This is a genomic window from Streptomyces sp. NPDC041940 (assembly GCF_055589465.1).
In genome coordinates this window covers 14,015-38,627 of sequence record NZ_JBVJBP010000038.1, presented here as the reverse complement: position 1 = coordinate 38,627, position 24,613 = coordinate 14,015, and the positions used below count along the sequence as shown (strand labels likewise).

The 24,613-nt window shown below is 69.6% G+C and carries 26 protein-coding genes; 19 read left to right on the top strand and 7 right to left on the bottom strand.

The genetic code is table 11. From position 1 onward, the window contains the following. The first annotated feature begins 4 nt into the window (after nt 1-4). The 12 genes from ACZ6I3_RS38715 (at nt 5) to ACZ6I3_RS38660 (ending at nt 11,339) form a co-directional block, all read left to right on the top strand. Nucleotides 5-1,243 carry a serine hydroxymethyltransferase gene (locus ACZ6I3_RS38715; RefSeq protein ID WP_469421028.1) on the top strand — a complete coding sequence of 413 codons (1,239 nt, stop codon included), beginning with the start codon at nt 5-7 and terminating at the stop codon, nt 1,241-1,243. A gap of 129 nt (nt 1,244-1,372) precedes the next feature. Next, complete coding sequence (locus ACZ6I3_RS38710) at nt 1,373-2,698, top strand: MraY family glycosyltransferase (RefSeq protein WP_469421027.1); 1,326 nt, start codon at nt 1,373-1,375, stop codon at nt 2,696-2,698. 297 nt (nt 2,699-2,995) lie between these two features. Further along, on the top strand, nt 2,996-3,433 hold the full coding sequence (locus tag ACZ6I3_RS38705; RefSeq protein ID WP_469421026.1) for a hypothetical protein: 438 nt from the start codon (nt 2,996-2,998) through the stop codon (nt 3,431-3,433). A gap of 273 nt (nt 3,434-3,706) precedes the next feature. Continuing rightward, nucleotides 3,707-4,474: a F0F1 ATP synthase subunit A gene (gene atpB / locus ACZ6I3_RS38700; RefSeq protein ID WP_376391653.1), complete on the top strand. Its 768-nt coding sequence runs from the start codon at nt 3,707-3,709 to the stop codon at nt 4,472-4,474. A gap of 68 nt (nt 4,475-4,542) precedes the next feature. Continuing rightward, a complete protein-coding gene (locus ACZ6I3_RS38695) occupies nt 4,543-4,782 on the top strand; it encodes an ATP synthase subunit c family protein (protein ID WP_053670587.1) in 240 nt (79 codons plus the stop codon). 38 nt (nt 4,783-4,820) lie between these two features. Then, a complete protein-coding gene (locus ACZ6I3_RS38690; RefSeq protein WP_469421025.1) occupies nt 4,821-5,369 on the top strand; it encodes a F0F1 ATP synthase subunit B in 549 nt (182 codons plus the stop codon). Then, on the top strand, nt 5,366-6,181 hold the full coding sequence (locus ACZ6I3_RS38685) for a F0F1 ATP synthase subunit delta (protein ID WP_469421024.1): 816 nt from the start codon (nt 5,366-5,368) through the stop codon (nt 6,179-6,181). Before ACZ6I3_RS38690 ends, ACZ6I3_RS38685 begins: the two co-directional genes overlap by 4 nt. Before the next feature lie 123 nt (nt 6,182-6,304). Continuing rightward, entirely contained in the window at nt 6,305-7,894 is a 1,590-nt protein-coding gene (gene atpA / locus ACZ6I3_RS38680; protein ID WP_469421023.1) for a F0F1 ATP synthase subunit alpha, read from the top strand. 20 nt (nt 7,895-7,914) lie between these two features. Beyond that, on the top strand, nt 7,915-8,829 hold the full coding sequence (locus ACZ6I3_RS38675) for a F0F1 ATP synthase subunit gamma (protein ID WP_469421022.1): 915 nt from the start codon (nt 7,915-7,917) through the stop codon (nt 8,827-8,829). A 2-nt stretch (nt 8,830-8,831) separates the two neighbouring features. Then, a complete protein-coding gene (atpD, locus tag ACZ6I3_RS38670) occupies nt 8,832-10,268 on the top strand; it encodes a F0F1 ATP synthase subunit beta (protein WP_469421021.1) in 1,437 nt (478 codons plus the stop codon). Nucleotides 10,269-10,384: 116 nt separating this feature from the next. Continuing rightward, nucleotides 10,385-10,762 carry a F0F1 ATP synthase subunit epsilon gene (locus tag ACZ6I3_RS38665; RefSeq protein WP_469421020.1) on the top strand — a complete coding sequence of 126 codons (378 nt, stop codon included), beginning with the start codon at nt 10,385-10,387 and terminating at the stop codon, nt 10,760-10,762. A gap of 130 nt (nt 10,763-10,892) precedes the next feature. Then, nucleotides 10,893-11,339, top strand: coding sequence for a DUF2550 domain-containing protein (locus tag ACZ6I3_RS38660; protein ID WP_469421019.1), 447 nt, complete (start codon nt 10,893-10,895; stop codon nt 11,337-11,339). A 14-nt stretch (nt 11,340-11,353) separates the two neighbouring features. On the opposite strand, the gene ACZ6I3_RS38655 is transcribed toward ACZ6I3_RS38660, so the two are convergent. From ACZ6I3_RS38655 to ACZ6I3_RS38645, 3 genes are all read right to left on the bottom strand, one after another. Beyond that, entirely contained in the window at nt 11,354-13,174 is a 1,821-nt protein-coding gene (locus ACZ6I3_RS38655; RefSeq protein WP_469421018.1) for a glycosyl hydrolase family 18 protein, read from the bottom strand. Nucleotides 13,175-13,297: 123 nt separating this feature from the next. Further along, nucleotides 13,298-13,948: a response regulator gene (locus tag ACZ6I3_RS38650; protein ID WP_469421017.1), complete on the bottom strand. Its 651-nt coding sequence runs from the start codon at nt 13,946-13,948 to the stop codon at nt 13,298-13,300. Beyond that, nucleotides 13,945-15,129, bottom strand: coding sequence for a sensor histidine kinase (locus ACZ6I3_RS38645; protein ID WP_469421016.1), 1,185 nt, complete (start codon nt 15,127-15,129; stop codon nt 13,945-13,947). The genes ACZ6I3_RS38650 and ACZ6I3_RS38645 overlap by 4 nt, the downstream gene beginning before the upstream one ends. Nucleotides 15,130-15,280: 151 nt before the next feature. Between ACZ6I3_RS38645 and ACZ6I3_RS38640 the strand changes: the two genes are divergently transcribed. Further along, nucleotides 15,281-15,865, top strand: coding sequence for a hypothetical protein (locus ACZ6I3_RS38640; protein ID WP_469421015.1), 585 nt, complete (start codon nt 15,281-15,283; stop codon nt 15,863-15,865). Further along, entirely contained in the window at nt 15,862-16,050 is a 189-nt protein-coding gene (locus tag ACZ6I3_RS38635) for a DUF5708 family protein (protein ID WP_399024179.1), read from the top strand. Before ACZ6I3_RS38640 ends, ACZ6I3_RS38635 begins: the two co-directional genes overlap by 4 nt. Here ACZ6I3_RS38635 and ACZ6I3_RS38630 read toward each other — a convergent pair. From ACZ6I3_RS38630 to ACZ6I3_RS38620, 3 genes are read right to left on the bottom strand one after another with little or no spacing between them, the layout of a single operon-like run. Beyond that, nucleotides 16,047-16,619: a cob(I)yrinic acid a,c-diamide adenosyltransferase gene (locus tag ACZ6I3_RS38630; protein WP_469421014.1), complete on the bottom strand. Its 573-nt coding sequence runs from the start codon at nt 16,617-16,619 to the stop codon at nt 16,047-16,049. The two genes, ACZ6I3_RS38635 and ACZ6I3_RS38630, sit on opposite strands and share 4 nt — an antisense overlap. A gap of 13 nt (nt 16,620-16,632) precedes the next feature. Further along, entirely contained in the window at nt 16,633-17,382 is a 750-nt protein-coding gene (locus ACZ6I3_RS38625; RefSeq protein WP_469421013.1) for an ABC transporter permease, read from the bottom strand. Nucleotides 17,383-17,390: 8 nt separating this feature from the next. Next, the gene (locus ACZ6I3_RS38620) at nt 17,391-18,173 is read right to left on the bottom strand and encodes an ABC transporter ATP-binding protein (protein WP_469421012.1); all 783 of its coding nucleotides are present in this window, start codon (nt 18,171-18,173) and stop codon (nt 17,391-17,393) included. A 94-nt stretch (nt 18,174-18,267) separates the two neighbouring features. Between ACZ6I3_RS38620 and ACZ6I3_RS38615 the strand changes: the two genes are divergently transcribed. From ACZ6I3_RS38615 to ACZ6I3_RS38600, 4 genes are all read left to right on the top strand, one after another. Continuing rightward, entirely contained in the window at nt 18,268-18,909 is a 642-nt protein-coding gene (locus tag ACZ6I3_RS38615) for a TetR/AcrR family transcriptional regulator (RefSeq protein WP_469421011.1), read from the top strand. A 128-nt stretch (nt 18,910-19,037) separates the two neighbouring features. Next, nucleotides 19,038-19,886 (top strand): 3-hydroxyacyl-CoA dehydrogenase family protein, encoded by an 849-nt coding sequence (locus tag ACZ6I3_RS38610; protein WP_469421010.1) that lies wholly within the window; start codon nt 19,038-19,040, stop codon nt 19,884-19,886. Between the two features lie 150 nt (nt 19,887-20,036). After that, complete coding sequence (locus tag ACZ6I3_RS38605) at nt 20,037-20,360, top strand: STAS domain-containing protein (protein WP_030246483.1); 324 nt, start codon at nt 20,037-20,039, stop codon at nt 20,358-20,360. 269 nt (nt 20,361-20,629) lie between these two features. Then, nucleotides 20,630-23,140 carry an ATP-binding protein gene (locus ACZ6I3_RS38600; protein WP_469421009.1) on the top strand — a complete coding sequence of 837 codons (2,511 nt, stop codon included), beginning with the start codon at nt 20,630-20,632 and terminating at the stop codon, nt 23,138-23,140. Between the two features lie 71 nt (nt 23,141-23,211). Here the strand turns inward: ACZ6I3_RS38600 and nucS are convergent, their stop codons facing one another. Next, nucleotides 23,212-23,883, bottom strand: a complete 672-nt coding sequence (gene nucS / locus ACZ6I3_RS38595) for an endonuclease NucS (RefSeq protein ID WP_184590411.1) — start codon at nt 23,881-23,883, stop codon at nt 23,212-23,214. A 253-nt stretch (nt 23,884-24,136) separates the two neighbouring features. Between nucS and ACZ6I3_RS38590 the strand changes: the two genes are divergently transcribed. Then, entirely contained in the window at nt 24,137-24,529 is a 393-nt protein-coding gene (locus ACZ6I3_RS38590; protein ID WP_382497300.1) for an SCO5389 family protein, read from the top strand. The last annotated feature ends 84 nt before the right edge of the window (nt 24,530-24,613 follow it).

The following is a 24,613-nucleotide window of genomic DNA, read 5'->3' as shown; positions in this document are numbered from 1 at the left end:
CATCATGACGGTCACCCCTGCCATCGAGGCCGACGTCCTGCGCCGACAGGACCCCGAGCTCGCCGACATCCTGCTCGGCGAGCGGGAGCGGCAGTCGACGACGCTCCAGCTGATCGCCGCCGAGAACTTCACCTCGCCGGCCGTGCTGGCCGCCCTCGGCTCGCCCCTGGCCAACAAGTACGCCGAGGGCTACCCGGGGGCCCGGCACCACGGCGGCTGCGAGATCGTCGACGTCGCCGAACGCCTCGCCGTGGACCGGGCCAGGGCCCTGTTCGGCGCCGACCACGCCAACGTCCAACCGCACTCGGGCTCTTCGGCGGTGCTGGCCGCCTACGCCGCCCTGCTCCGCCCCGGCGACACCGTCCTCGCCCTCGGCCTGCCCCACGGCGGCCACCTCACCCATGGCTCGCCCGCCAACTTCTCCGGCCGCTGGTTCGACTTCGCCGGCTACGGCGTGGAGGCCGAGTCCGGGTTCATCGACCACGAGCAGGTACGCACCCTGGCCCGCACCCGCCGGCCCAAGGCGATCGTGTGCGGTTCGATCGCCTACCCCCGGCACATCGACTACGCCTTCTTCCGTGAGGTCGCCGACGAGGTGGGCGCCTACCTCGTCGCGGACGCCGCGCACCCCATCGGGCTCGTCGCCGGGAGGGCGGCGCCGAACCCGGTGCCGTACGCGGACATCGTCTGCGCGACCACCCACAAGGTCCTGCGCGGCCCGCGCGGCGGCATGATCCTGTGCCGCGCGGAGCTGGCCGAGCGGGTCGACCGGGCCGTGTTTCCTTTCACACAGGGCGGCGCCCAGATGCACACCATCGCCGCCAAGGCGGTCGCGTTCGGAGCGGCGGCAACACCGGCGTATGTCGCGTACGCCCATCAGGTGGTCGCCAATGCGAGGGTTCTCGCGGCCCGGCTGGCCGCCGAGGGCCTGGTCGTCACCACCGGCGGCACCGACACCCACCTCATCACGGCAGACGCGGCGCCCCTGGGCGTCGACGGACGCACCGCCCGCGGCCGTCTCGCCGCGGCCGGTCTGGTCCTGGACTGCTGTGCGCTTCCTCACGGCGACGCCCGGGGTCTCAGGCTCGGCACGGCCGCGGTCACCACGCAGGGCATGGGGGAGGCCGAGATGGCGAGGATCGCCAAGCTGCTCGCGGGCGTGCTCAGGGGCGTGACGGAGACGGCGAGGGCCCGTGAAGAAGTGCGGGAGCTGGCCGGTGGATTTCCGCCGTATCCGCGCTGAGTGGGGGTAGACGCACCGGGGTGCACAGCCACTCGTGCAACCATCGTCGCTACCCGGAAGTCCCCACCCATATGCGCGCATCGCTAGGGTGTGGGGCTGTGATGGCCAGCGAGACCTGTGGGGAAGCCCGTGCGTGAATACCTGCTGACGCTCTGCATCACGGCCGCGGTGACGTATCTGCTGACAGGGCCGGTACGGAAATTCGCGATCGTGGCCGGAGCGATGCCGGAGATCCGGGCACGTGACGTGCACCGGGAACCCACTCCGCGGCTCGGCGGGATCGCGATGTTCTTCGGCCTGTGCGCCGGTCTGCTGGTCGCCGACCACCTGACCAACCTCAGCCAGGTCTTCGAGACGTCGAACGAACCCCGGGCGCTGCTGTCCGGAGCGGCGCTGATCTGGCTGATCGGGGTGCTGGACGACAAGTTCGAGATCGACGCCCTGATCAAGCTGGGCGGCCAGATGATCGCCGCGGGCGTGATGGTCGTGCAGGGTCTGACGATCCTGTGGCTGCCGATCCCGGGCGTCGGTTCGGTCGCGCTCTCCCAGGGGCAGGGCACGCTGCTGACGGTGGCGCTGGTGGTCATCACCATCAACGCGGTCAACTTCGTCGACGGCCTGGACGGTCTGGCGGCGGGCATGGTGTGCATCGCGGCCGCCGCGTTCTTCCTGTACGCCTACCGCATCTGGTACTCGTACGGCGTCGAGGCCGCCGCCCCCGCCACCCTCTTCTCGGCGATCCTGATGGGCATGTGCCTGGGCTTCCTGCCGCACAACATGCACCCGGCGCGGATCTTCATGGGCGACTCGGGCTCCATGCTCATCGGCCTGGTCCTGGCCGCCGGTGCGATCTCCGTCACCGGGCAGGTCGACCCGGACGCGCTCAACCTGTACGTGGGGTCCGAGAAGGAGGCCGTGCACCAGACGGTCCCCGTCTACATTCCGCTGCTGCTGCCGCTGACCATCATCGCGGTGCCGGCCGCCGACCTGATCCTGGCCATCGTGCGGCGCACCTGGCGGGGCCAGTCGCCGTTCGCCGCCGACCGCGGCCACCTGCACCACCGCCTCCTGGAGATCGGCCACTCGCACAGCCGCGCGGTGCTGATCATGTACTTCTGGTCGGCGCTGATCGCCTTCGGGGCGCTCGCCTACTCGGTCAACTCGGCGTCCATGTGGATCGTGCTCGGCGTCGTGTTCCTCAGCGCGATCGGTCTGCTGCTGCTTCTGCTGCCGCGCTTCACGCCGCGCGCCCCGCGCTGGATGGAGCGCTTCGTGCCGCCGCGCTACCGGCGCCGTGTCTCCGTCCCGGCGCTCTCACCCGAGGCCTCGACGCCGGCGTCGGCGGCTGTGGCGCCCGGGGTGGCCGGGGTGGCCGGGGTCTCCGGTGTCAACGGGGCGACCGCCATCGGCCCTCGTTCGCGTCTGGCGGACCGGCGCAAGGCCGGGACAAGGTAAGAATCTGACTAGAGCATTGCCAAGTCGTGGGGTTGTGATGGGGGAGCGAAGTGCCCCAATACCAGACAAGTCGGCGCTGTTCATGCACAGACGCGCAGCTTCACTCTCATGTGTGACAGCCCGCACACCCTCAGGTAAAGACTGCATCAAATAGTTTGTGATACGGTTCACGAGAACCCCCGGATAGAGCCGAAGGACCGCAGTGCGACGGTCCATTGGCGTGAGGACTCCACTCAGCCCGGGACTACGCTCGTCCATGACGACACCCCTGCCCCCTGCGAAAGCGGAGTTGCCGCCATGCCGTCCAATGACGCCCGGAACCTCTTGCAGTGCGCTGTGCCCACAGCGGCTGCCGGTGCGGTCGCGGTCGCCGTCAGTGGCGTGGTGGCCGGAGGCAAGGGGGCGATCGGAGCGGCTGTCGGCGTGCTGGTGGCCATCCTCTTCATGGGGATCGGTCTCTACGTTCTCCAGTGGACGGCAAAAACGCTCCCGCAGTTGTTCCAGGCCATGGGGCTGATGCTTTATATGGCTCAGCTCCTGCTGCTCCTGATCTTCGCCGCCGTCTTCAAAGACACTTCTCTCTTCAACCCGAAGACGTTCGCCGTCGGGCTCGTCGTCGCGACCGTTGTGTGGATGGCCGCTCAGGCTCGTGCGCACATGAAGGCCAAGATTTTCTACATCGACCCGGACTCGACGAAGGGTGAGAAGCCCGAGAAGACCGGGTCGTCGTCGTGACGAGTAGGGGCGCGATAAAGGGCAGTACGAACTCCTGCTATCGTCCGGTGCCAACTGCGGCATCGCGGGCGCGGGCATCTGAGCTGACGCCTGCTCGAACGCGAGGCTCGATGCCCCAAAGCCGCCCTCACATCCGTAACACCAGTCCAGTGCCGATCCGCGGCTGCGCGCCGCGCCGACACAACGAGGTTGCCGTACCCATGCGTCACGCCGAAGGAGCCCCCGGTGAGTGCTGACCAGACCCAGCTCGCCTTTGACTGGAGCTGTCGGATCATGTCCGACGGGTGTGGTTTTCCGGCACCGGGCCTGCACTCGTTCCTCTTCAAGCCGATCGCCACGGTTGGAGGGTTCGAGTTCAACAAGGTGATGCTGCTTGCCCTCATCACCACCGTCCTCGTCATCGGCTTCTTCTACGCGGCCTTCGGCAAGGCCAAGGTGGTGCCGGGCAAGCTGCAGATGGTCGGTGAGGCCGGCTACGACTTCGTCCGCCGCGGCATCGTCTACGAGACGCTCGGCAAGCGCGAGGGCGAGAAGTACGTCCCGTTCATGGTTTCGCTGTTCTTCTTCATCTGGATCATGAACATCTGGTCCGTGATTCCGCTGGCGCAGTTCCCGGTGTCGTCGATCATCGCCTTCCCGGCGGTGCTGGCCGCGATCGTCTACGTGACCTGGGTCTCGCTGACCTTCAAGCGGCACGGCTTCGTCGGGTTCTTCAAGAACGTCACCGGCTACGACAAGTCGCTCGGCCCGGTGCTGCCGCTCGTGATGGTCATCGAGTTCTTCTCGAACCTGCTGGTCCGGCCGTTCACGCACGCGGTGCGACTCTTCGCCAACATGTTCGCCGGCCACCTGATGCTGGTCATGTTCACCGTCGCATCCTGGTACCTGCTGAACAGCTGGATGATCCCGGCGGCCGGTGTGTCGTTCGTGATGACCATCGCCATGATCGGTTTCGAGCTCTTCGTGCAGGCCGTCCAGGCGTACGTCTTCGTACTCCTCGCCTGCACGTACATCCAGGGCGCTCTCGCTGAGCATCACTGAGCCCCACCCCACCCCCTGTCGTCCGGTGGCCAACCCCCACCGGTCCGTTAAGAGAAGGAAGATTCAGCATGGCTGCCACTGAGACCCTTGCCGCTGTCTCCGGTTCCATCGGTTCCGTCGGTTACGGCCTCTCGGCTATCGGCCCCGGCATCGGCGTCGGCATCATCTTCGGCAACGGCACCCAGGCCCTCGCCCGCCAGCCCGAGGCCGCCGGCCTGATCCGTGCCAACCAGATCCTGGGCTTCGCCTTCTGTGAGGCGCTCGCCCTCATCGGCATCGTCATGCCGTTCGTGTTCGGTACGAAGTAAGACTTCCCTACCGACACGTTTCGACGAAAGGCACTGATGTGATCGCCAACCTGGTGCAGCTGGCGGCCGAGGAAGAGCAGAACCCGCTCGTTCCTCCGGGCCCCGAGCTGCTCGTCGGCACCATCGCCTTCGCCATCGTGTTCTTCTTCTTCTGGAAGAAGCTGCTTCCGAACATCAACAAGGTTCTGGAGGAGCGCCGCGCGGCGATCGAAGGCGGTATCGAAGAGGCCGAGACCATGAAGGTCGAGGCCCAGAGCGTCCTTGAGCAGTACAAGGCACAGCTCGCCGAGGCCCGGCACGAGGCCGCGCGTCTGCGCCAGGAGGCGCAGGAGCAGGGCGCCACGCTCATCGCCGAGATGCGGGCCGAAGGCCAGCGTCAGCGCGAGGAGATCGTCGCCGCCGGCCACTCGCAGATCGAGGCCGACCGCAAGGTCGCCGCGTCCGCGCTGCGCCAGGACGTCGGCAAGCTCGCCACCGACCTGGCCGGCAAGCTCGTCGGGGAGTCCCTCGAGGACCACGCCCGGCAGAGCCGCGTGATCGACCGGTTCCTCGACGACCTCGAGGAGAAGGCCGAGGCCGGGCGATGAACGGAGCGAGCCGCGAGGCCCTGGCAGCCGCACGAGAGCGTCTCGACGCGCTGACGGACTCCACGTCCGTCGACGCGGGCTCGCTCGCCGACGAGCTGGCCGCCGTCACCGCTCTGCTCCACCGCGAGGTTTCGCTGCGTCGGGTCCTCACCGACCCGGCGCAGGCCGGAGAGGCGAAGGCCGAGCTGGCCCAGCGTCTGCTCGGCACCCAGGTCAGCGGCCCCGCCGCCGACCTGGTCGCCGGCATGGTGCGCTCCCGCTGGTCGCAGTCGCGCGACCTGGTGGACGCCCTGGAGCAGCTGGCCGACACGGCCGACCTCACCGCCGCGCAGAAGGCCGGCAAGCTCGACGACGTCGAGGACGAGCTGTTCCGGTTCGGCCGGATCGTCTCCGGCAGCACCGGGCTGCGTGCCGCGCTGACCGACCGGAAGGCCACCACCTCGGCCAAGGGCGAGCTGCTGCGCAGCCTGCTCGGCGGCAGGGCGCAGTCGGCCACCGAGCGTCTGGTGACGCGCCTTGTGACCGCGCCGCGGGGACGTAGCCTGGAGTCGGGACTGGAGTCCCTGTCCAAGCTCGCCGCCGAGCGTCGGGACCGCATGGTGGCCATCGTCACCTCGGCGGTGCCGCTGAGCGACCCGCAGAAGCGACGCCTGGGCGCCGCCCTCGCGAAGGTCTACGGCCGCCAGATGCACCTCAACCTGGACGTGGACCCCGAGGTCCTCGGCGGAATCCGGGTGCAGGTCGGCGACGAGGTCATCAACGGCTCCCTCGCGGACCGGCTGGAGGACGCGAGCCGCCGCCTGGCGAGCTGAGCAGCAACTCAATAGCACCACGTACTTACTACGGCCCTGGTTGGGCCGTGCAGAAGAATCCTGGGGGTCGCCCCCAGACCCCCAAAGAAACTTCGGGCCCAACAAGGAGAGCAGGGAACCCAGATGGCGGAGCTCACGATCCGGCCGGAGGAGATCCGGGACGCGCTGGAGAACTTCGTCCAGGCGTACAAGCCGGACGCGGCCTCGCGCGAGGAGGTCGGTACGGTCACCTTTGCCGGTGACGGCATCGCGAAGGTCGAGGGTCTGCCCTCGGCCATGGCCAACGAGCTGCTGAAGTTCGAGGACGGCACCCTCGGCCTCGCCCTCAACCTCGAGGAGCGCGAGATCGGTGCCATCGTCCTCGGCGAGTTCAGCGGCGTCGAGGAGGGGCAGCCGGTGCAGCGCACCGGTGAGGTTCTCTCCGTAGCGGTGGGCGAGGGCTACCTCGGCCGCGTGGTGGACCCCCTCGGCAACCCGATCGACGGCCTCGGCGAGATCGAGTCCCAGGGCCGCCGTGCCCTCGAGCTGCAGGCTCCCACGGTCATGGACCGCAAGTCGGTCCACGAGCCGATGGAGACGGGCTACAAGGCCGTCGACGCGATGACCCCGGTCGGCCGTGGCCAGCGTCAGCTGATCATCGGTGACCGCCAGACCGGCAAGACCGCCCTGGCCGTCGACACGATCATCAACCAGCGCGACAACTGGCGCTCGGGCGACCCGGACAAGCAGGTCCGCTGCATCTACGTCGCCATCGGCCAGAAGGGCTCCACCATCGCCGGTGTGCGCGGCGCTCTGGAGGAGGCCGGCGCGCTGGAGTACACGACCATCGTCGCCGCTCCGGCGTCCGACCCGGCCGGCTTCAAGTACCTGGCGCCGTACACCGGTTCGGCCATCGGTCAGCAGTGGATGTACGAGGGCAAGCACGTCCTCATCATCTTCGACGACCTGTCGAAGCAGGCCGACGCCTACCGCGCCGTGTCGCTGCTGCTGCGCCGCCCGCCGGGCCGTGAGGCCTACCCGGGTGACGTCTTCTACCTGCACTCCCGTCTGCTGGAGCGCTGCGCCAAGCTCTCCGACGAGATGGGCGCCGGCTCGATGACCGGTCTGCCGATCGTCGAGACCAAGGCCAACGACGTCTCGGCGTTCATCCCGACCAACGTCATCTCCATCACCGACGGCCAGTGCTTCCTGGAGTCGGACCTGTTCAACGCCGGTCAGCGCCCCGCGCTGAACGTCGGTATCTCCGTCTCCCGAGTCGGTGGTTCCGCGCAGCACAAGGCGATGAAGCAGGTCTCCGGCCGTCTGCGTGTGGACCTCGCCCAGTTCCGTGAGCTGGAGGCGTTCGCCGCCTTCGGTTCCGACCTGGACGCCGCGTCCAAGTCGCAGCTGGAGCGTGGTCAGCGCATGGTCGAGCTGCTGAAGCAGGCGCAGTACCAGCCGATGGCCACCGAGGACCAGGTCGTCTCCGTCTGGGCCGGTACCACCGGCAAGATGGACGACGTTCCGGTCGTGGACATCCGCCGCTTCGAGAAGGAGCTGCTGGAGTACCTGCACCGCAAGGAGCAGGGCCTCATGACCTCCATCCGTGAGGGCGGCAAGATGTCCGACGACACCCTCCAGGCCGTGGCCGACGCCATCGCGGAGTTCAAGAAGCAGTTCGAGACCGCCGACGGCAAGCTGCTCGGCGAGGACACCCCGGCTGCCGGTAAGTGACGACGGAAGGGACCTGACTCATGGGAGCCCAGCTCCGGGTCTACAAGCGTCGCATCCGATCCGTCTCCGCGACCAAGAAGATCACGAAGGCGATGGAGATGATCGCCGCCTCGCGCGTCGTCAAGGCGCAGCGCAAGGTGGCGGCCTCCACCCCGTATGCGACCGAGCTCACCCGCGCGGTCAGCGCGGTCGCCACCGGTTCGAACACCAAGCACCCGCTGACGACGGAGGCGGAGAACCCGACCCGCGTCGCGGTCCTGCTCCTCACGAGCGACCGCGGTCTGGCCGGCGCCTTCAACTCCAACGCCATCAAGGCCGCGGAGAAGCTCACCGCGCAGCTCGAGGGTGAGGGCAAGGAGGTCGTCAACTACATCGTCGGCCGCCGTGGTCTCGCCCACTACAACTTCCGCGAGCGCAAGGTCGCGGAGTCGTTCACGGGCTTCACCGACCAGCCCACGTACGCGGACGCCAAGAAGGTCGCGGCCCCGCTGATCGAGGCGATCGAGACGGAGACGGCCGAGGGCGGCGTGGACGAGCTCCACATCGTCTACACCGAGTTCGTGTCGATGATGACGCAGACGGCTGTCGAGGCACGGCTGCTGCCGCTCAGCCTCGACGAGGTGGCGGAAGAGGCGAAGCCCAAGGGCGAGATCCTCCCGCTGTTCGACTTCGAGCCCTCGGCGGAGGACGTCCTGGACGCCCTGCTGCCGCGCTATGTCGAGAGCCGCATCTACAACGCGCTGCTCCAGTCGGCCGCCTCGAAGCACGCCGCCACGCGGCGCGCGATGAAGTCGGCGACCGACAACGCCGGTGATCTCATCGAGAACCTCACCCGGCTTGCCAACCAGGCCCGCCAGGCCGAAATCACCCAGGAAATCAGCGAGATCGTCGGTGGTGCCAGTGCCCTGGCCGACGCGACCGCGGGGAGTGACTGAAAATGACCACCACTGTTGAGACGGCCACGGCGACGGGCCGCGTCGCGCGGGTCATCGGCCCGGTCGTCGACGTGGAGTTCCCCGTCGACGCGATGCCGGACATCTACAACGCCCTTCACGTCGAGGTCGCCGACCCGGCGCTGGCGGGCGAGAAGAAGACGCTGACCCTGGAGGTCGCCCAGCACCTGGGTGACGGCCTGGTCCGCGCGATCTCCATGCAGCCCACGGACGGTCTGGTCCGCCAGGCCTCGGTGACCGACACGGGCGCGGGCATCTCCGTCCCCGTCGGTGACTTCACCAAGGGCAAGGTGTTCAACACCCTCGGTGAGGTGCTGAACAGCGACGAGAGCTACGACGGCGAGCGCTGGTCCATCCACCGCAAGGCCCCCGCGTTCGACCAGCTCGAGTCGAAGACCGAGATGTTCGAGACGGGCCTGAAGGTCGTCGACCTGCTCACCCCGTACGTCAAGGGCGGCAAGATCGGTCTGTTCGGTGGTGCCGGTGTCGGCAAGACCGTGCTGATCCAGGAAATGATCATGCGTGTCGCCAACCTCCACGAGGGCGTCTCCGTCTTCGCGGGCGTCGGTGAGCGCACCCGTGAGGGCAACGACCTCATCGCGGAGATGGAAGAGTCCGGCGTTCTGGACAAGACCGCCCTGGTCTTCGGCCAGATGGACGAGCCCCCGGGCACGCGTCTGCGCGTGGCCCTGGCCGGCCTGACGATGGCGGAGTACTTCCGTGACGTCCAGAAGCAGGACGTGCTGTTCTTCATCGACAACATCTTCCGCTTCACCCAGGCCGGTTCCGAGGTGTCGACCCTGCTCGGCCGTATGCCCTCCGCGGTGGGCTACCAGCCGAACCTGGCCGACGAGATGGGCACCCTGCAGGAGCGCATCACCTCGACCCGTGGTCACTCGATCACCTCGATGCAGGCGATCTACGTCCCCGCGGACGACCTGACCGACCCGGCCCCGGCCACCACCTTCGCCCACCTCGACGCGACGACGGTTCTCTCCCGTCCGATCTCCGAGAAGGGCATCTACCCGGCCGTGGACCCGCTGGACTCGACGTCCCGCATCCTCGACCCGCGGTACATCGCGGCGGAGCACTACAACGCCGCGATGCGCGTGAAGAACATCCTGCAGAAGTACAAGGACCTGCAGGACATCATCGCGATCCTCGGTATCGACGAGCTCGGCGAGGAGGACAAGCTCGTTGTCCACCGTGCCCGTCGCGTGGAGCGCTTCCTGTCCCAGAACACCCACGCCGCCAAGCAGTTCACCGGCGTGGACGGTTCGGACGTGCCGCTGGACGAGTCGATCGCCGCGTTCAACGCGATCTGCGACGGCGAGTACGACCACTTCCCGGAGCAGGCGTTCTTCATGTGCGGTGGTCTCGAGGACCTGAAGAGCAACGCCAAGGAGCTGGGCGTCTCCTGACCCGAGCCGCGCTCGAGTCATGAGGGGGCGGGGTTCGTCCCGCCCCCTCTGTCACGCCTACTAGACTTGTAACCAACACCCGGCACTACCGCCGGGTGGTGACCCGAGGAGCCACCTTGGCTGCTGAGCTGCACGTCGCGCTGGTCGCCGCCGACCGTGAGGTCTGGTCCGGCCAGGCCACCCTGGTCGTCGCGCGCACCACGTCCGGCGACATCGGCGTCATGCCCGGTCACCAGCCGCTGCTCGGTGTGCTGGAGTCGGGCCCGGTGACCATCCGCACGAGCGGCGGCGGGACGGTCGTCGCCGCGGTCCACGGCGGTTTCATCTCGTTCGCGGACGACAAGCTCTCGCTGCTCGCCGAAGTCGCCGAGCTGTCGGACGAGATCGATGTCCAGCGTGCCGAGCAGGAGCTCGAGCGCGCGAAGGCGGAGGACGACGCGGACGCCCAGCGCCGCGCGGACGTCCGTCTGCGGGCGGCCACGGCGGCGCGCTGAACCTGCCTGCCATGTGATGACGTCACTCAGCCGCGGCTGGGTACCGGAGAGATCCGGACCCGGTCGCGGCTGAGGCAGATGTGGGAGATTTTTCCGTTCCGTTACCTAGGAGACGAGGAGGTCGGTGTCGATGGTCCTCGCTCTGACTGTGTGCGGAATCGTGGTGGCCCTAGTGGTGGTGGGGCTGTTCGTCTTCGGTCTGCGCCGCCGGCTCATCCAGCGTTCGGGCGGCACCTTCGACGCCAGCCTGCGCTGGGACGCCCCGGAGCAGGGCGACAGCAACGGCAAAGGGTGGGCGTACGGGGTGGCCCGGTACAACGGCGACCGCGTCGAGTGGTACCGCGTCTTCTCGTACTCACCGCGCCCGCGCCGCACCCTGGAGCGCTCCGCGATCGAGGTGGCCGGCCGCCGCGTCCCGGAGGGCGAGGAGGAGCTGGCGCTTCTCTCCGACCATGTGATCCTGGCCTGTGTGCACCGGGGCTCGCGTCTCGAACTCGCGATGAGCGAAGACGCGCTGACCGGTTTCCTCGCGTGGCTTGAGGCAGCCCCGCCGGGTCAGCGCGTCAACGTGGCGTAATTCGCCGAACTCTTTTACGACAGGCCGTTGTTGATCGCCGTCACCAGCTCGCCGTTGCCGGTGTCACCGCTGAACTCCCAGAAGAACGCGCCGCCCAGGCCCTGGTTCTTGGCCCAGCTCATCTTTCCGGCGATGGTCGACGGGGTGTCGTACGACCACCAGTTGCTGCCGCAGTGCGCGTATGCCGTGCCCGCGATGGTGCCGGTGACGGGGCAGGAGGTCTTGAGGACCTTGTAGTCCTGGATGCCGGGCTCGATGCCGGCGGCCGGGCCGGTCGCCGTGCCTCCGGGTGCGGACTGGGTGACGCCGGTCCAGCCGCGGCCGTAGAAGCCGATGCCGAGCAGCAGCTTCTTGGACGGCACGCCCTTCGACTTCAGCTTGGCGATCGCGTCGGCCGAGTTGAAGCCCGCCTGCGGGATCCCGGGGTACGAGGTGAGCGGGGAGTGCGGGGCGGTGGGACCCTGCGCGGCCCAGGCGCCGAAGTAGTCGTACGTCATCACGTTGTACCAGTCGAGGTACTGCGCGGCGCCGCCGTAGTCGGCCGCGTCGATCTTGCCGCCGGAGGAGCCGTCGGCGGTGATGGCCGCGGTGACCAGGTAGTTCGAGCCGAACTCGGTGCGCAGCGCGGACATCAGGTTCTTGAACGCGGCGGGGCCGGACGTGTCGCAGGTCAGGCCGCAGGCGTTCGGGTACTCCCAGTCGATGTCGATGCCGTCGAAGACGTCGGCCCAGCGCGGGTCCTCGACGACGGCCTTGCAGGACTTGGCGAACGCGGCGGCGTTCTGCGCGGCCTGGCCGAAGCCGCCCGAGTAGGTCCAGCCGCCGAAGGAGTACAGCACCTTGATGTGCGGGTACTTGGCCTTCAGCTGGCGGAGCTGGTTGAAGTTGCCGCGCAGCGGCTGGTCCCAGGTGTCGGCGGTGCCGCTGACGGACTGGTCGGCGGTGTAGGCCTTGTCGTAGGCGGCGTAGGTGTCGTCGACGGTGCACTGGCCGTTCTTGACGTTGCCGAACGCGTAGTTGATGTGGGTGATCTTCGAGGCCGAGCCCGAGGACACCAGGTTCTTGACGTGGTAGTTGCGGCCGTAGACGCCCCACTCGACGAAGTAGCCGAGCTTGACCTTGTCACCCGTGGGCGGGGGCTCGGTGGTGCCGCCGGTGGTGCGCACCGCGCGGGCGCCGCTGACCGGGCCGGTCTGGTCGGCGGTGTCGCGGGCCTGCACGGTGTAGGAGTAGTCGGTGCCGGCGGTCAGGCCGGTGTTCGTGTACGACGTGGTGGTCACGGTGGCGACCTTGGCGCCGTCACGCAGGACGTCGTAGTTCTTGATGCCCTTGTCGTCGGTGGCGGCGCTCCAGGACAGCTTCACCGAGGTGTTGGTGATGTCCGAGGCGGTGGGGGTGCCGGGGGCGGAGGGAGCCGCGTCTCCCGGTGTGCTGCCGCCGTCGCAGCTGCCGCCGTTGAGCTTGCAGTTCGAAGGGGAGCCGGAGCCGGTGCCGTTGAAGCCGAAGGAGACGGAGGCGCCGGGGGCGAGGGTGCCGTTCCAGGACTTGTTCTTGGCGGTCCAGTGGCTGCCGGAGGAGGTGACGTCGGCGTCCCAGGCGGAGGTGACGGACGTACCGGAGGGGAAGTCCCACTCGACGGTCCAGGAGCTGAGGGCGGTCGTGCCGGTGTTCTTCACCGTCCACTTGCCCTCGAAGCCGGAGCCCCAGTCCTGGGTCTTGGCGTAGGTGGCGGTCGCGGACGTCGCGGCCTCCGCGGGGCTCGCGAGGCCGACGAGACCGGCCAGCGGGAGCAACAGGCTCGCGAACCCTGCCGCGGCTCTGTGTCTGAAGCGCATGCTGCGCCTCCCTTGTGGGGTGGTCGGGGCGTGACTGAGCCTCACGCCCCTCATGGTGCGGTGAGAATAGAAAGGTCTGGACCACCGGTCAATAGGTCTGGACCACCGCACTCCACGGTCGGGTCAGACTCCCAACTCCTGTGCGAGTACCGCCGCTTGCACCCGGCTGCGCAGCTCCAGCTTCCCCAGCAGCCTGCTGACATGGGTCTTCACGGTCGCCTCGGCCATGTCGAGCCGGTCCGCGATGTCCGCGTTGGACAGGCCCTCGCCGAGGCAGGACAGCACCTCGCGCTCGCGCCGGGTCAGCCGGTCCAGGACGGCCGGGTCGACCGTGGGCTCCCGCGTCGGCTTCGCGGCGAACTCCGCGATCAGCCGTCGCGTGACCGCCGGGGAGATCAGCCCTTCCCCGCGGGCGACCGTGCGTACGGCCTCCAGCAGCTGCCTCGCCTCGGTGTTCTTCAGCAGGAAGCCGGACGCGCCCGCCCGCAGCGCCCCGAAGACGTACTCGTCGAGGTCGAAGGTGGTCAGCACCAGCACATCGGCGAGCCCTTCCGCGACGACCTGCCGGGTCGCCGACACCCCGTCCAGGCGTGGCATCTGAACGTCCATCAGCACCAGGTCCGGCGTCAGCTCGCGGGCCAGCGCCACCGCCTGCTCGCCGTCCGCCGCCTCGCCGACCACCTCGATGTCGGGCGCGCTGCGCAGGATGAGGACCAGTCCGGCGCGGACGGCGGACTGGTCCTCGGCGACGAGGACCCGGATGGGCCAGGTCATGCGGATTCTCCTTCGGTGACGGGCAGGGTCGCGCGTACGACCCAGATCTTGCCGTGCGGTGAGTCCTCGGGGCCGGCCTCGAAGGTGCCGTCCAGCAGTGCCGTGCGTTCCCGCATGCCGACCAGACCGGCGCCGGAGCCGGGGGCGCTCGGCCCGTCCCGGTCGCCGTAGGGGCTGGTCACCGCGACGGTCAGGAGCCCGTCCCGCTGGGTGAGGGACACGGTGACCCGGCCGGGGCCCGCGTGCTTGAGCGCGTTGGTGAGGGACTCCTGCACGATGCGGTAGGCGGCGAGTTCGACCGGCGCCGGGACCGTGCCGGGAGCGGAGTCGAGCGTGACGACGAGGCCGTTGGTGCGGGCCCCCTCGACCAGGGCGCCGAGCCCGTCGAGCGTGGGGGCGGCGACCGGCTCGGTGTCACCGCTGGAGTCGCGCAGGATGCCGATCAGCCGCCGCATCTCCGAGAGCCCCGCGACGCTGTTCTCACGGATGACCACCATCGCCTCCTGCGAGGTCTTGGGGTCGTCGAGGGAGAGCGCGGCGGTGGAGTGGATGGCGATCGCGGACAGGTGGTTGGCGACCATGTCGTGCAGTTCGCGGGCCATCCGGGCGCGTTCGGCGGTCACCGCCTGGGTGCGGTCCATCTCGGCGAGCAGCGCGGTCTGCTCGGCGTGCAGCCGGGCGGACTCGGCGGCGTCGCGGTGGTTGCGGACGATCAGCCCGGTGGCGGCGGGCCCGAAGGCCACGATGCCGGTGACCACCCCGATCAGCAGTGCCTCGGGCTCGCGCCACAGGGCGAACGGCACCACGGCCCCGGCCACCGTGAGCAGCCCGGTGATCCGCGGAATGCGGCGGGCCGAGGAGGGCGTGCCGTACAGGACGGCCGCGTACATCAGGTCGGTGTACATCAGGATCGTGACCAGGTTGCCCTGGGTGAACGTGTCCAGGACGATCGCGGCCGTGCCGGTCAGCAGGGCGGTGCGCGGGGCGGCCCGGCGCAGCAGCTCGCAGCCGGCCATGACGAAGAGCGGCAGCAGCAGCGGCCAGCGGCCCGGCAGGAGTACGTACGGCTCGGTGTGCGGACGGGTGGCCAGTCCGAGGCCCCACAGCAGCAGTCCGCCGAGCAGGCCGCCCGTCGCGATGCAGACGTCGAAGCGGCGTGGGCGGGGGAGTCGTACGGCCATGGCTCCATCCAACACGGCCGTGGCGCCCCACGCGTGATCCCCGCGTAGGGTCCCTGGCTGCATCTTTCGATGTACCGCGGGTTCGTCAGTCGCGACGACGATTCCGGCCGCCCCGACCGGGAGCCTTGAAGGTGACCGAGAGGAGCGAACCGTGATCGTCGCATTGATCGCCGCCTGCGAGATCGGCTTCTGGGTACTGCTGGCCGCCGGACTGGGCGCCCGCTACCTGCTCAAGATGCCGCGCACCGGCCTGGCGCTGCTGCTCTGCGAGCCGCTGCTGGAGGTCGTCCTGCTGGTCGCCACCGCGCTGGACCTGAAGAACGGTGCCGACCCGAACTGGACGCACGGCCTGGCCGCGCTGTACATCGGCTACACCGTCGGGCACGGCCATCGCACGGTGAAGTGGCTCGACGGCCACGCGGCCCACCGGTTCGGCGGTGCCCCGCCTCCGCGGAAGCCCCCGCGCGACGGCATGGCCCGCGCGCGCCACGAGGCCAGGATCTGGCTGGGCACGCTGGTCGGCGCGGTCGTCGCGACCGTGCTGCTCCAGGGCGCCATCTGGTACGTGGACGACCCGAGCCGTGTCACCTCCCTGGAGAGCTGGCGCCATACCGCCTGGCGCGCGGCCGGCATCCACGGCCTGATCGCGCTGAGCTACTTCGTCTGGCCGCGCAAGCCCTCCGCCGGGGAGCAGGACACCACTGTCAGCACATCGAAGGAAAGGATCCAGTCATGACCAAGGCAAAGCAGTATCTGACCGAAGGCGTCGCCACCTTCCTGATCGGCCTGCTGCTGTGGCGCTTCACCGGAGACATCGACGTCCCCGTCGTCACCCTGACCAAGGTCGGCATCGTGATGATGATCGTCGGCGGAGTCCTCTCCGCCAACGGACTCTGGCACGCCGCGCGGGGGAGAACCTAGCGTTCTCCGCCCGGCACCCACAACACGTCTCCGACCTGCTTGTTCGCCGTCCTCGCGAGGATGAACAGCAGGTCGGAGGCGCGGTTGAGGTAGGTCGCCGTCAGGGGGTTCATCGTCTCGGCGTGCACCTCGAGGGCGGCCCACGTCGAGCGCTCCGCCCGGCGTACGACCGTGCAGGCCTGGTGGAGCAGGGCCGCGCCCGGGGTGCCGCCCGGCAGGATGAAGGAGCGGAGCTTCTCCAGTTGTTCGTTGAAGTGGTCGCAGTCGGCTTCCAGCTTGTCGATGTAGAACTGCTCGACCCGCAGCGGCGGGAACTCGGGGTTCTCCACCACCGGCGTCGACAGGTCCGCACCCACGTCGAACAGGTCGTTCTGCACACGGGTGAGGACCTTGACGACCTCCTCGTCCAGGCCGCCCAGGGCGATCGCCGCGCCGATCGCCGCGTTCGCCTCGTTGGCGTCGGCGTACGCGGAGATCCTGAGATCGGTCTTGGCGACCCGGCTCATGTCGCCGAGGGCGGTGGTGCCCTGGTCGCCGGTCCTGGTGTAGATGCGCGTCAGATTGACCATGTGGCCAGCGTAGTTACGCTCCGGCGGTTCGGAACACGCGTGTGCCCACTGTCACGGACGCGGTCGTGAGGCCGACGGCCACCAGAACCCCGTAGAGCATGGGCGCCGTCGCGTAGCTGCCGACGTACGCGTCCCGTACCGCGTCCACCAGATAGCGGAACGGCATGAGGTGCGAGAGGACGTCCAGCCAGGCCGGGCCCAGGGTCATCGGCAGCATCAGACCGGACAGCAGCATGGACGGCATGGTCAGCGCGTTGACCGCCGGGCCGAAGCTCTGCGGGGTGTCCAGCCTCATGGCCAGCGCGTACGACAGCGAGGCCAGCGAGAGCGAGAGCAGGGCGACGAACCCGAAGCCGATCAGCACGCCGGCCAGCGGGGCCCGCAGCCCCATCGCCATCGCCGCCAGCACCAGCAGCACCGCCTGGAAGACGAACACCGTGGCGTCCCGCAGCACCCGGCCCAGCAGCAGGGCCAGTCGGCTGACCGGGGTGACGCGCATGCGTTCGACCACCCCCTGGCCCTTCTCGATGATGACCGAGAAGCCCGCGAACGACGCCCCGAACAGACCCAGTTGCAGCAGCAGCCCGGGGACGAGCACCTGCCAGGAGCTGCCCCGCTCGCCGAGCGGCAGGTCCGTGAGCAGGGGACCGAAGAACAGCAGGTACAACAGTGGCATCAGGACGCCGAAGAGCAGTGCGAATCGGGAGCGCAGGGACTGGCGGAGATAGCGCCCGTAGACGAGCGCGGTGTCGTGGAAGAGCATCTGGATTCCTATACGGCTACGGGTTCGGCGTCGGCCGCGGTGGCGCTGCGGCCGGTGATGGCGAGGAACGTGTCCTGGAGCGAGGCGTCGAGCGAGCCTCCGTAGCGGAGCTTCAGCGCGCTCGGGGTGCCCTCGGCGACCACCACGCCCTGGTCGACGACGACCAGCCGGTCGGAGAGAGCGTCGGCCTCGTCGAGGTAGTGGGTGGTCAGGAAGACGGTCGTGCCGTGCTCGTCGCGCAGCCGGCGCACCAGGTCCCACAGGTCGGCACGGCTGCCGGGGTCGAGACCGGTCGTCGGCTCGTCGAGGAACAGCACCTTCGGGCGGTGGGTGAGCGCCATCGCGATGTCCAGCCGCCGCCGCTGCCCGCCGGAGAGCGCGGCGCACTTGCGGTCTAGCAGTTCGGTGAGGCCCAGGTCGCGGGCCAGTTCCCCGGCGCGCTCGGTGGCGTCCGCCCTGGTCAGCCGATACAGGCGCCCCTGGGTGACCAGTTCTTCCCGCACGGTGATCCCCGGGTCCACCCCGCCGGACTGCGCCACGTAGCCGCAGGCCCGCCGCACCCCGGCCGGGTCGGTCGCCAGGTCGTGGCCCGCGACGGTGGCGGCCCCGCCGGTCGGTTCCAGCAGGGTCGTGAGCATCCGCAGGGTCGTCGTCTTGCCGGCGCCGTTCGGGCCGAGGAAGCCGAGGATCTCGCCCTCGCGGACGGTCAGGTCGATGCCGCGCACGGCCTGGACCGGGCCGCGCTTCGTTCGGAAGGTACGGGCCAGACCGGCCGTACTGATGATCGCCATGCCCCTGTTCTCCATGCCCACAGAAAAACAGAGTCTCTTAAAGTTTGCAATGACCCCAAGTTTTCAGAAGCCCCAGGGAAGTTAGAATCCGGACATGGCTGAGGGGCTCAGGGAGCGGAAGAAACGCGAGACCAGGCAGCGCATCTCGGACATCGCCACCGGGCTGTTCCTGGAGCACGGGTTCGTGACGGTGACGATCGCGGACGTGGCGGAGGCGGCCGACGTCTCCGTGAACACCGTCTACAACTACTTCCCGGCCAAGGAGGACCTCTTCTTCGACCGCTCCCAGGGCGTCGTCGACCGCCTCTCCCGCTGGGTGCGCGGCCGGGACGCCGGAGAGTCGGCCGCCCGGGCGGTACTGCGCGAGCTGCGCGCCGAGACCGAGGCCGTCTCGCCCCGGATGGGCCTCATCGAGGGCTACGACCGCTTCATGCGCTGCATCGACGAGGCGCCGCCGCTGCGCTCCCGCCTGTGGAGCATCCAGCAGGAGGTGCAGGACAACCTGGAGGCGACCCTCCGCGAGGAGACCGGCGCCGGTGACAGCGACCCGATGCCGGGGCTGATCGCCGGTCAGATCTGCTGGATCCACGGCACCGTCTTCGTCGCGATCGGCCGCGAGATGACCAAGGGGCGCAACCCGGACGAAGTATCACGAGAGATGCTCGTCCTCCTCGACGACATCGAGGAGCTGTTGAGCGAGAAGGTGCTCAACTACGCCGTACGAGACCCCGAATGACCCGGCACGGTGTGATGTCCGTCATGTGAGACGTGACGCGCGTTACTTAGCGGTCACACAGCGCCTCACGAACGCTAGTGTCCGCCCGAGAGGCATACATAAGAGCCGTGTCAGCAGGGAGTCGTAACGTGGCAGGGAAGCTCGCCGTCATCGGAGCCGGCCTCATGGGAGCCGGTATCGCCCAGGTCTCGGCACAGGCGGGCTGGGACGTCGTCCTGCGCGACGTCACCGACGAGGCGTTGAAGCGGGGCACCGACGGCATCAAGGCCTCGTACGACAAGTTCGTCGCCAAGGGCAAGCTGGAGGCGCACGACGCCGACGCCGCCCTCGCCCGCATCACCGCCACCACCGACCTGGACGCCGTGGCCGACGCGGACGTCGTCGTCGAGGCCGTGTTCGAGAAGCTCGAGATCAAGCACGAGATCTTCCGCACGCTCGACAAGCTCGTGAAGGACGAGGCGATCCTCGCCTCCAACACCTCCGCCATCCCGATCACCAAGATCGCGGCCGCGACGGAGCGCCCCGAGCGGGTCGTCGGCGCGCACTTCTTCTCGCCGGTGCCGATGATGCAGCTGTGCGAACTGGTCCGCGGCTACAAGACCAGCGACGAAACCCTGGCCAAAGCCCGGGAGTTCGCCGAGTCGGTCGGCAAGACCTGCATCGTCGTCAACCGCGACGTCGCCGGTTTCGTGACGACCCGTCTCATCTGCGCCCTGGTCGTCGAGGCCGCGAAGCTGCAGGAGTCGGGCGTGGCGAGCGCCGAGGACATCGACCTCGCCTGCAAGCTGGGCTTCGGTCACGCCATGGGCCCGCTGGCCACGGCGGACCTGACGGGCGTCGACATCCTGCTGCACGCCACGAACAACATCTACACCGAGTCCCAGGACGAGAAGTTCGCGGCTCCCGAGCTGATGCGCCGGATGGTTGACGCCGGTGACATCGGACGCAAGAGCGGGCAGGGCTTCTACAAGCACTGAAACCGCACATGCCCCGGGGGCATCACACCCCCGGGTGAATTCGGTATCGGTTCGCTTACAGGAAGCAACCTCTGCCGCCTCCACACAGTCAGAGGTTGCATCACCGGCATCAGAAACGCGGAGCACGAGACGCACGCACGGGGAGCGCATATGTACATCAGGGGCGACCACGCCGAGCTGGTCGTCGGGGGCCGCCTCGACGTCCGGAGCGCGGCGGACGCCCGTACGGTCCTGCACTCGGCCGTCGACGACGGAGTCGGCGACCTCGTGCTCGACCTGTCCGAACTGGACTCCTGGGACGCCACCGGACTCGGCGTGATCATGGGAGCCCACCGGCGGGCCGGCCGCTGCGGCCGGCGCCTGGTGCTGCGCGGTGTACCGCCGCAGATGCAGCGCCTGCTGGTGGCCACCCGTCTGCACCGGATCCTGGCGATCGAAGGGGGCATCGGGGTGGAGACACTACCCCGCGTGTGACGCCGACGTGCGGGTGAGAACCGGGAGACCGGGGAGGACTCGGACGGACGTCGTCGAATCGTGCGACGCGCACAATCCTCACGAGACCGTGACGTCTCGGACGCCGCGGTACCCCGGACTGTCGTAGATACTGTGCGAATGGTTTAGGGTTCGGCTGCCCGCTGCCTTGCCACCCTTCGAGCGGGCCCGGACCAGAAGCGACAGCGCGGTGTGCAGCAAGGCCGGGAAGGGCTTTCACAGCACACACCCGCTTTTGGGGGGCTTGACTTATGGACCCGAACACCCGGGGACCCGAGGAGTACGGCCACGAAGGCGACGGCCAGGGGCCGCGCCAGCGCCCGCCCCGGGAATCCCTCGCACCCGACTTCGCGCAGCACACGCCCGCGCTCGCCCGCACGGTGCAGCTCGTCGCCGGCGACTTCCTGCTGACGGTCAACCCCGTCGACGGCAGCGAGATAGAGGCCTGCCCGCCCGCCCAGCGGCCCGCCCGGCCCGTGAAGCTCACCACGGCCGAACGCGCCGAGGCCGAGCGCGCGGCCCGGCCGCCCGTCCCGCCAGGCCCCGCGCGTCCCGCCCTGCCGCTGCTGGCCCGCCAGGACGAACGCGAGCGACTGGTGCGCCTGCTCGCCCGCGGCCGCTCCGTCCGCCTCACCGGACCCGCCGGCTCGGGCCGCACCCGCCTCCTCGACCTCGTCGCCGAGGACTGCTCGGACCTCGCCCCCGACGGCGTCGTCCGCCTCAACGGCTTCGGCCGCACCTCCGGCGACCTGCGGTACGAGCTCTTCCACGCCGTCTTCAGCGCACCCCTCCACCGCCCGGACCGGGACGAACTGCTCACCCACCTCCGTGAGATCGGCGCGGTCGTCGTCCTCGACGACATCGAGTTCGGCGGCGCCGCGCTCGACGAGCTGCTGGAGGCGACCCCGGAGTGCGCGTTCCTGCTCGGCGCCACCCCGGACGTGCCCGCTCCCTCCGCCGGCTCAGCCGTCGAGGAGGTCGCCCTCGGCGGCCTGGACCGCGCGGCCGGACTCGACCTGCTGGAGCACGCGGTGGGCCGGTCCCTCACCGAGGAGGAGTCCAACTGGGCGGGCGACCTCTGGTTCGAGTCCGAGGGCCTGCCGCTGCGCTTCGTCCAGGCCGGTGCCCTGCTGCGGCAGCGCGACCGGCTGCGCGCCGGGACGAGCGCCGTCGACGACGTCGGTGTCTTCGAGGACGCGCCCCCGGCCGAGGTGTACGACGCCGCCGACGGCGACGACGTACCGCTGCCCGCGCTCGGCGAGGCCGCCGCCCCCGCCCCGCTGCTCGCCTCCCGGCTCAGCGCTTCCGCCCGCGCCACCCTGCGGTTCGCCGTCGCCCTCGGCGGCGAGGTCCCGCACCAGGCGCATCTGCCCGCCCTGGTCGGCGACACCCACGCGGACGCCGCCCTCGGCGAACTGGCCCTCTGCGGTCTGGTCTCCCCGGTCGGCTCCCGCTACCGGCTCGCCGCGGGCGTGCCGGCCCAGCTGGAGGCCGCCGGCTACGCCGACGAGGCCGAGGCCGGGGCCCGCAGCGCCGCCCAGCACTACTCCTGGTGGGCCGGGCACCCCTCGGTCACCCCGGAGCGCGTGTGCGCCGAGTCCGACGCCGTCCTCGCCGCACTGGCCCTCCTCGGGCCCCTCACCCGGCCGCCCGCCGAGGACGAGGAGAGCGCGGCCGTCCACCTGGCCCGCACCGCCGCCCCCGCGTTCGCCGCCGGACTGCACTGGAGCGCCTGGGAACGGACCCTGCGCGCCGGCGCCGAGGCCGCCCGGCTCGCCGGGGACGTCGCCGAGGAGGCCTACTTCCACCACGAGCTCGGCATCCTCGCCCTGTGCGGCGGCCGGCTCGACCGGGCCCGGGCCGAACTGGAGGCCTCCATCGGCCTGCGCGGCGCCCTGGCCGACAAGCGCGGCACCGTCGCCGGCCGTCGCGCCCTCGCCCTGGTCTCCGACCGCTCGGGCACCCCGATCGGGCTCGGGCCGACCGCGGGGGAGGAGGTGCCCGACGCCCGGTACGAGGAGTCGGCGTCCCCGGCCGGCGGTGTCCCGGCGGCCTTCCCGACGCTCCAGCAGCCCTCCGCGCCGACCGTGGTCACCCACCACAGCTCGCCGGCGTCCTCGCACAAGGCCCGGGGCGGGCTCAAGGGCCTGGCCCGCCGCAACCTCGTGGCCGCCGGCGCAGGTGCCCTGCTCGTCGCCGTGCTCGGCACGGTGGTGACCCTCGGCGCCACCTCCGACAAGGACCGGAACCCGCCGTCCGACCAGGTCGGCGTCAACCCCTCGGCCAGCCAGGGCGTGGGCGACGGCAGCCTGGGCGCCGACCCGGCGGCGAACGAGGGCGGCGGCGACACCGGCGCGGCCACCAGCGGCCCGACCGACCCGGGCCCGGACGGCACGCCCGGCACGTCGGACGATCCGACGCCCACGGACGAACCGAGCGGATCGCAGGATCCGAGTGATCCGGCATCGACGTCCAAGCCGCCGACGACCTCGAAGCCTCCTACGCCGTCGAAGCCCCCGACCACCCCGACCAAGCCGCCGTCGTCAACGACCAAGCCGCCGTCGAGCCCGCCGCCGTCCTCAACGTCGCCGACACCGACGGACACCGGCGAGCCCACGCCGCCGACGACCCCGCCGACGACCAGCCCGTCCACGTCCGACTCGGCCAGCGGCCCGGCGCCGAGCGCGCCCACGAGCACCACCGCGAGCGCGCCGCAGAGCAGTGGTGCGGGCACACCCAGCAGTTCGGACCAGGTGATCTGACACCCCGTACACACGGCAGGGCCGGATCCGCTTTCGCGGACCCGGCCCTGATTGGTCAGGCGGGGGGTGGGTCAGAACAGCCGCAGCTTGTCGTCCTCGATGCCGCGCATCGCGTCGTAGTCGAGGACCTGGCAGCCGATGCCCCGGTCCGTCGCGAGCACGCGGGCCTGGGGCTTGATCTCCTGTGCGGCGAAGACACCGCGGACCGGCGCGAGATGGGGGTCGCGGTTCAGCAGCTCCAGATAGCGCGTCAGCTGCTCCACGCCGTCGATCTCACCGCGCCGCTTGATCTCCACCGCGACGGTCTTGCCGTCGGCGTCCCGGCACAGGATGTCCACCGGCCCGATGGCCGTCGGGTACTCGCGGCGGATCAGGGTGTAGCCGTCGCCGAGTGTCTCGATACGGTCGGCGAGCAGCTCCTGGAGGTGCGCTTCCACGCCGTCCTTGATCAGGCCGGGATCCACGCCCAGTTCGTGCGAGGAGTCGTGGAGAACCTCCTCCATCGTGATGATGAGCTTCTCGCCCGCCTTGTTGATGACGGTCCAGACGCCCTCTTCCTCGCCGGTGCCCTCCTTCAGCGTGCAGGGCGGCGACATCCAGTTCAGGGGCTTGTAGGCCCGGTCGTCGGCGTGGATCGAGACGCTGCCGTCCGCCTTCACCAGGATCAGGCGCGGGGCCGAGGGAAGGTGGGCGGTGAGCCGCCCGGCGTAGTCCACGGAACAGCGGGCAATGACGAGACGCATGGTCGGCAACGCTACTCGACGGGCGCCTGCCCACGCGATTCGCCCTGGAAAACGCGTGTTCGGTAATGGCCGATTGTGTGCATGGTGTGCTCATTGAGAGTGTCCCATCTGCGCATTCTCCTGGTGCCGTCACCGCCGGTTGCTTACCGTATGAACGGGAGGTCGCGAGGCGTGTACGCAGCGTGTCCGGTATCGCGAACCTCCCCTTTCTGTCCGGCAACCCCCGTTCGTCGGGGGTGCGAGAGGAGAACTCATGTCGCTCGACGTCTCACCGGCCCTACTCGAACAGGCCGAGCGAGGCGAGGTCGACGAAGCGGAATTCGTCGACTGCGTCCGGACCTCCCTGCCCTATGCGTGGGAGATGATCAGCTCCCTGGTGGCCCAGCTGAAGGTGGACGGCGGTGCGTTCGCCGACAACCAGACGCCTCCGCCGGACGAGCGGGCGCGCGGGCAGTTGCTGCGTGCGCTTGCGAGTGACGCGATACGCGGCGCGCTGCAACGGCACTTCGGTGTGCGGCTGGCTTTCCAGAACTGCCACCGGGTGGCCGTGTTCCCGCTTGACTCCTCGGTCGACGAGAAGCTGAACCGCTTCACCTCGGTCCGCAGCCAGGTGCTGAACCAGTCACCCGAGTTCCGGGACTGCTGACGCGGCGCCGCTTGCTTGCCGCTCCGTACGCGGGAGGTGCGCTTCTGTACCGGAGCGGCAAGCCCCCAGGAAGTCACCGCGCGC